Source organism: Streptomyces abikoensis, assembly GCF_014648775.1.
Lineage (GTDB): Bacteria > Actinomycetota > Actinomycetes > Streptomycetales > Streptomycetaceae > Streptomyces > Streptomyces abikoensis.
Genome location: NZ_BMRT01000021.1, coordinates 1 through 5996, shown reverse-complemented (window position 1 = coordinate 5996; position 5996 = coordinate 1). Strand labels below are relative to the sequence as shown.

5 protein-coding genes are annotated in these 5996 nt (G+C 71.9%); 2 read left to right on the top strand and 3 right to left on the bottom strand.

All coding sequences use genetic code 11. The features are described 5' to 3' along the window. Nucleotides 1–122: 122 nt before the first annotated feature. Nucleotides 123–1700: a SulP family inorganic anion transporter gene (locus IE096_RS31020; protein ID WP_189457463.1), complete on the bottom strand. Its 1578-nt coding sequence runs from the start codon at nt 1698–1700 to the stop codon at nt 123–125. A 326-nt stretch (nt 1701–2026) separates the two neighbouring features. Here IE096_RS31020 and proC point away from each other — a divergent pair, with 326 nt between their 5' ends. Further along, on the top strand, nt 2027–2836 hold the full coding sequence (gene proC, locus IE096_RS31015) for a pyrroline-5-carboxylate reductase (protein WP_189457458.1): 810 nt from the start codon (nt 2027–2029) through the stop codon (nt 2834–2836). A 57-nt stretch (nt 2837–2893) separates the two neighbouring features. Here the strand turns inward: proC and IE096_RS31010 are convergent, their stop codons facing one another. Further along, the gene (locus IE096_RS31010) at nt 2894–3475 is read right to left on the bottom strand and encodes a cysteine hydrolase family protein (protein ID WP_189457456.1); all 582 of its coding nucleotides are present in this window, start codon (nt 3473–3475) and stop codon (nt 2894–2896) included. Between the two features lie 104 nt (nt 3476–3579). Here IE096_RS31010 and IE096_RS31005 point away from each other — a divergent pair, with 104 nt between their 5' ends. Beyond that, nucleotides 3580–4596: a GlxA family transcriptional regulator gene (locus tag IE096_RS31005; RefSeq protein WP_189457454.1), complete on the top strand. Its 1017-nt coding sequence runs from the start codon at nt 3580–3582 to the stop codon at nt 4594–4596. Between the two features lie 42 nt (nt 4597–4638). On the opposite strand, the gene trpS is transcribed toward IE096_RS31005, so the two are convergent. Next, on the bottom strand, nt 4639–5661 hold the full coding sequence (gene trpS / locus IE096_RS31000) for a tryptophan--tRNA ligase (RefSeq protein ID WP_189457451.1): 1023 nt from the start codon (nt 5659–5661) through the stop codon (nt 4639–4641). Between the last annotated feature and the right edge of the window lie 335 nt (nt 5662–5996).

Below are 5996 nucleotides of genomic sequence, written 5' to 3'. Positions count from 1 at the left end.
GGGGGACCCTGTGGGAGAGTAGGACGCCGCCGAACTCCTTTTAGAGAAAGCCCTGGTGGGGATACCCACCAGGGCTTTCTTGCGTTTGGGCACCTATATCCGCGCCCATACCGCGACGACGCCTATACCGCGACGACTCGTCCTGTGGCTTCTCCATCGCCGTTCCCGTCGCCGTCCCGCAGTGAGCCGTGGCGTTCCGCCCAGCCGGAGAGCGCGGTGTGCACGGCTCGGTCCATATGACGGAGCCCGGTGAGGTCCAGCTCGACTCCGTACTCGACCCCGTGCTCGGCTCCGCGGTCGGCCCGGTCGCCGGCCCGCCGGTCCCCGGCCCGGTACAGGGCGTCGAGCTCGTCCAGGAGCCGGGGCAGGCGCAGGAAGTTGGCGTTGCCGAGCACGCGTGCCCGTACCCGGCCGTCCCTCGTCGTCGTGGTCTCGATGTGGACGTGGGAGGTTTCCCAGGCCGCCTTCACGATGGCCAGCAGCAAGCCGACGATCACGCCCTCGAAGAGGTTGGTCACGACGATGGCGACGGTGGTCGTCACCAGCACCGCGACCTCGCCGCGGTGGTCCCGCCAGAGCGGGCCCAGCTCGCGGCCCGGCAGGAGCTTCCAGCCCGCGTGGACGAGCACCCCCGCGAGCGCCGCGACCGGGATGAGTTCCAGGGCCCAGGGCAGCAGCGTCGCGAAGACCAGCAGCCATGCGCCGTGGAGGACGCGGGAGGCCTTCGTCCGGGCGCCCGCGTACACATTGGCGGAGCTGCGGACGATCACGGCGGTCATGGGCAGGGCTCCGAGCACACCGCAGACGGTGTTGCCGGCGCCCTGGGCGATGAGTTCCTTGTTGTAGTCCGTGCGGGGGCCGTCGTGGAGCCGGTCGACGGCGGCGGCGCTGAAGAGGGTCTCGGCCGAGGCGATGAGCGCGAAGGCGAGCACCGTTCCCAGGACGCCGAACTCGGTCAAGCGCGCGAAATCGCCACTCCACGGTGGCTGGATGGCGTCGAAGAGCCCGCGCACCCGGACCCGGTCGACGGGCAGCCGGAGCAGCCCGACCGCCGTCGTGGCGAGCGTGACCGCGGCCAGGGGCGCGGGGACGAGACGCGCGCCCCACTGCCAGCGTGGCCACAGCACCAGAACGGCCACCGTGCCGACGCCGACGGCGAGTGCGGCGAGCGAGTCGGCCGAGGCGAGGGTGTCGGTGAGCAGGGTGACCAGTCCGCCGAGCTTCTCGAGCGCTCCGGCCGGCGCGTCCGCGTCGGCGAGCGCGTACAGCTGCCCGGCGATCAGGACGATGCCGATGCCCGCGAGCATGCCCTGCACCACCGCGACCGAGATGGCCCGGAACCAGCGGCCCAGTTTCAGCAGCCCCATCGCCACCTGGAGCAGCCCCGCGGTGAGGACGAGGACGCCGAGCGCCCTGAGCCCGTACTCCCGTACGGCCTCGTAGACCAGCACCGTCAGGCCGGCCGCCGGGCCGCTGACCTGCATGCTGCTGCCCGGCAGCAGGCCGGTGAGCAGGCCGCCGACGATGCCGGTCACGAGGCCCAGCTCCACGGGGACGCCGGACGCGACGGCGATGCCCACCGAGAGCGGCACGGCTATGAGGAAGACGACCAGCGACGCGGCGAAATCGGCCCGGAGGTTGGCGAGGAGGCCAACGCGGTCGACGGCGGTGCGGACACGGCGGAAGAGAGTCTTCTGCATGAGGTTTGCCTCCAGCGCGCTCGAGGCGCGCGCAGCGATGCGATGAGGATCGTTGCCAGACAGGTGGAGTAAGGGGCCGATGGGCATCTGGGGGCGCTGATGAGCGCACGGCGACAAGAGGCGCCGGCACCGTCGTCCCTGCGGCGCCGGGCTGTTAATCACTCGACCATATTTTGGCCAAGTCGTGGTGCAGATCGCCGAGTTGATTTGTAACCACGGTGTAAACGCCGTGTCGGGAAAGGGGAGCTACCGCTTCCCCGGGCGCCCCCGGGGCGACCGAGGTGGGAGGATGAAGCGAGCCCAGCGGAACGAAGAGGTGAGCCCCCGTGCAGCAGAGAGTCGCCGTCCTCGGCACCGGAAAGATCGGCGAGGCCCTCCTCAGCGGCATGATCCGCGCGGGCTGGTCCACGGACGACCTGATGTGCACGGCCCGCCGCGCCGACCGCGCCGAGGCGCTCCGCGCCCGCTACGGCGTCGAGGTGGTCAGCAACACCGAGGCCGCCAAGACCGCCGACACCCTGATCCTGGCCGTCAAGCCGCAGGACATGAGCACCCTCCTCGAGGAGCTCGCCCCGCACCTGCCCGCCGACCGCCTCGTCATCAGCGCCGCGGCCGGCGTGCCCACCGCCTTCTTCGAGGAGCGGCTGCCGGCCGGCGTCCCCGTCGTCCGCGTCATGCCGAACACCCCCGTCCTCGTCGACGAGGGCATGTCCGTCATCTCCGCGGGCTCCCACGCCACCGAGGACCACCTCCTCCGCGCCGAGGCGATCTTCAAGCCGGTCGGCAAGACGCTCCGCGTCCCCGAGTCGCAGCAGGACGCGGCGACGGCCCTCTCCGGCTCCGGCCCGGCGTACTTCTACTACCTCGTCGAGGCCATGACCGACGCCGGCATCCTCCTCGGCCTCCCCCGGGACAAGGCCCACGACCTGATCGTCCAGGCCGCCATCGGCGCCGCGGTCATGCTCCGCGACAGCGGCGAGCACCCGGTGAAGCTCCGCGAGGCCGTCACCTCGCCCGCCGGTACGACCATCAGCGCGATCCGCGAGCTCGAGAAGCACGGCGTACGCGCCGCCCTGATCGCCGCCCTGGAGGCCGCCCGCGACCGCAGCCGCGAACTGGGCACCGGCCACAGCTGACGCCTCACGGCCCACGGTTGACGGCCCGCAGCTGACGAGACCGGCCGGCCCGGACACTCAGCCCAGCAGTGCCGCCGTGGAGACGACCTTGGCGAAACCGCCCGCGTGGAGATTGGCCGCCGTCGCCCGCGCCAGCTCGGCGGCCGTGAGGACCCGGCCGTCGGGACCGACGGCGTCGAACGTGTGCGTGGCGTCGAGCGGCACGATCACGTCGTAGCCGAGATTGCCGCCCATCCGGGCGGTGGTCTCCACGCACCAGTTCGTCATGATGCCCACGACGACGATCTGCCGTATCCCCGCCGCGTCCAGCCAGCTCCGCAGGTCCGGCGTGCCGATGAAGGCGGAGTTCACGGCCTTGGTGAGCAGCAGCTCCGGACCGGTGCCCCGGCCCCGGCGCTCCTCGACGAAGTCCTGGAAGTCGTTCCCCTCCTGTCCAGGGCGGAGCGGGGAGTCCGCCTTGGGCGAGTCGTGCCGCACGAAGACGACCGGCCGGCCCGCCTCCTGCCAGGCGTCGACGAGCGCGGCGATATTGCCTTCGGCGGCGGGGTTGTCCCGGGGCGGGAAGGACGGGTCGTACCAGGCCTTCTGCACGTCGATGACGATGAGGGCGGCGTTCTCGGCGAGTTCGTTGATCTCCATGTCCACCATCCTTTCGGCGCCGCGCACGGGCCGACAGTGGCAGAAGAGACCCTGTTCGATGGATTAGTGCCAGGGGGTGGTGCGTCTGGTGCAGCATGACCGTCATGCAGCCAACCGGCACCGCCCAGCGCACCGCTCAGCGCACACCTCAGCGCCCCGCCCAGCGCATCGCCCTCGTCGCTTTTCCCGGCATACGAGCCTTCGACGTCGCCGTCATCGCCGAGGTCTGGGGCGTCGACCGCACCGGGCGCGGCGCCCCGCCCTTCGAACTCCGCCGCTGCGCACCGGACCGTGCGCCCGTCCGGATGCCCGGCGGCCTCACCCTCGCCCCCGACCAGGACCTGGACTGGACGGCCACCGCCGATCTCGTCGTCGTCCCCGGCGTCGACGACCACCTGGCCCCCGTCCCCGAGCCCGTCCTGGACGCGCTGCGCGAGGCGCACCGGGCCGGCGTTCCCGTGGCGGCGCTGTGCGGGGGAGCCTTCGTACTCGCCCAGGCCGGGCTCCTCGACGGGCGGCGCGCCGTCACCCACTGGAACCTCACGACTCTGCTGTCCGCCGCCCACCCGGACGTCGAGGTCGTGCCGGACGCCCTCTTCGTCGAGGACGACGGCGTCTGGACGGCGGCGGGCGTCGCCGCCGGGATCGACCTCTGCCTCCACCTGGTCCGTACCGCCCACGGCGCCGAGGCGGCGGCCACCATCGCCCGCTCGATGGTCACCGCCCCCTTCCGCACGGGCACCCAGGCACAGTTCATCGAGCACCCCGCGCCGACGGCCGACGACCGCGAGGCATCGGACACCCTCGCGGCGGTACGCGAACGAGCGCTCCGCCGGCTGTCCGAACCGCTCACCGTCGCCGACCTCGCGCGCTGGGCCGGCATGTCACCGCGCTCCTTCGCCCGCCACTTCACCGCCACCACGGGGACGACCCCGATCCAGTGGCTCCTCGACCAGCGCGTCGCCGCGGCACAGCAGCTCCTGGAACGCACGGACCTGCCCATGCCCGAGGTCGCCCGCCGCTGTGGCTTCGGCAGCGAGGTCACCATGCGCCAGCACTTCGCCGCCCGCCTCGCCACCAGCCCGCGCGACTACCGCAGGTCCTTCCGCGCGGTGGGGTGAGACGGCCGCTGTGCGCCGGGCGGCGGGCGGCGGGTGCGCCCGTCACCTCGCGGGGAGCAGGCCGATCGCCTCGTACGCGGCGTCGACCGTCGGCCTGGCGAGCCCCCGCGCCCGCTCGGCACCGGCCCGCAGCACCTCGTCGACATACCCGGGGTCCGCGCACAGCTCCGCGTGCCGCTCCCGGATCGGCCGCAGCGTCTCGACGACCGCGTCGGCCGTGTCCTTCTTCAACGCCCCGTACGAGCTGTACCGCGCGGCCAGCTCCGCCGGACCGCCGTCACCATCGCCCGCCGCCTGCGTGCACGCCGCCAGGATCTCCAGCAGATTCGCGACGCCGGGCCGCGCCTCCCGGTCGTGGACGACCTCGCTCCCGCTGTCGGTCACCGCGCGCATGACCTTCCGGCGCACCACGTCCGGCTCGTCGAGCAGATAAACGATGCCGGACGTCTCCCCATGCGACTTCCCCATCTTGGAAGTGGGGTCCTGGAGGTCCATGACCCGTGCCGCCACGGGCGGGAGCACGGCCTTCGGCACCGTGAACGTGTGCCCGTACCGCTGGTTGAACCGCACGGCCAGATCGCGGGTGAGCTCGACGTGCTGCGCCTGGTCGTCACCCACCGGGACCTCGTCCGCCCCATAGGCGAGGATGTCCGCCGCCATCAGCACGGGATAGGTGAGGAGAGACAGCCGGACGCTGCCTCCCGCGGCCCGTTCCTTCGCGGATTTCTCCTTGTACTGGATCATCCGCCGCATCTCCCCGTCGTTCGCCGTGCACTCGAGGACGTAGGAGAGCCGTGTGTGCTCGTCGACGTGGCTCTGTACGAAGAGGGTGCAGAGGGCGGGGTCCAGCCCGGCGGCGAGGAACAGGGTCGCCGCCTGCCGGCTGAGCCGGCGGACGCGCGCCGGGTCGTGGTCGACGGTGAGGGCGTGGAGGTCGACGACGCAGAAGAGGGCGTCCGCCCGGTGCTGGTCGACGGTGACCCACTGGCGCAGGGCCCCGAGGTAGTTGCCGAGGGTGAGGTGGCCGGTGGGCTTGATGCCGCTGAAGATCCGGGTGCGGGTCATGGGTGTCGTGGCTCCTTGGGTCCTGAAGGTCGGGGACCACCACCACGGACAGCAAAAACGGCCGCCGAGGCGGCGGCCGTTGGGTGCATGCGCACTGCGCGCGAGGTCGGGCCGCCGTCAGGCGGCCCACCACTGCTGGGTGCGGGCATGCTTCGTCATGCGGCCGACCGTACGCCCGCCAAACCCACTTGCGCCACTGGTTTGATGATGGTTACAGGCTCGTGTAGAGTCCTTCGAGTTGCCACGGGGTCCGCGAGGACGACGGGGCGGCACCTCTTGCCGCATCGGCGGCGATCACCACTTGGCTTGACCCTGGAACGGGATGAATTTCGGCG

Bases quoted from the DNA above. Each gene is read 5' to 3' on its own strand.
- IE096_RS31020 (WP_189457463.1), bottom strand. From the start codon at position 1,700: ATGCAGAAGACTCTCTTCCGCCGTGTCCGCACCGCCGTCGACCGCGTT.
- IE096_RS31010 (WP_189457456.1), bottom strand. From the start codon at position 3,475: ATGGAGATCAACGAACTCGCCGAGAACGCCGCCCTCATCGTCATCGAC.
- IE096_RS31005 (WP_189457454.1), top strand. From the start codon at position 3,580: ATGCAGCCAACCGGCACCGCCCAGCGCACCGCTCAGCGCACACCTCAG.
- trpS (WP_189457451.1), bottom strand. From the start codon at position 5,661: ATGACCCGCACCCGGATCTTCAGCGGCATCAAGCCCACCGGCCACCTC.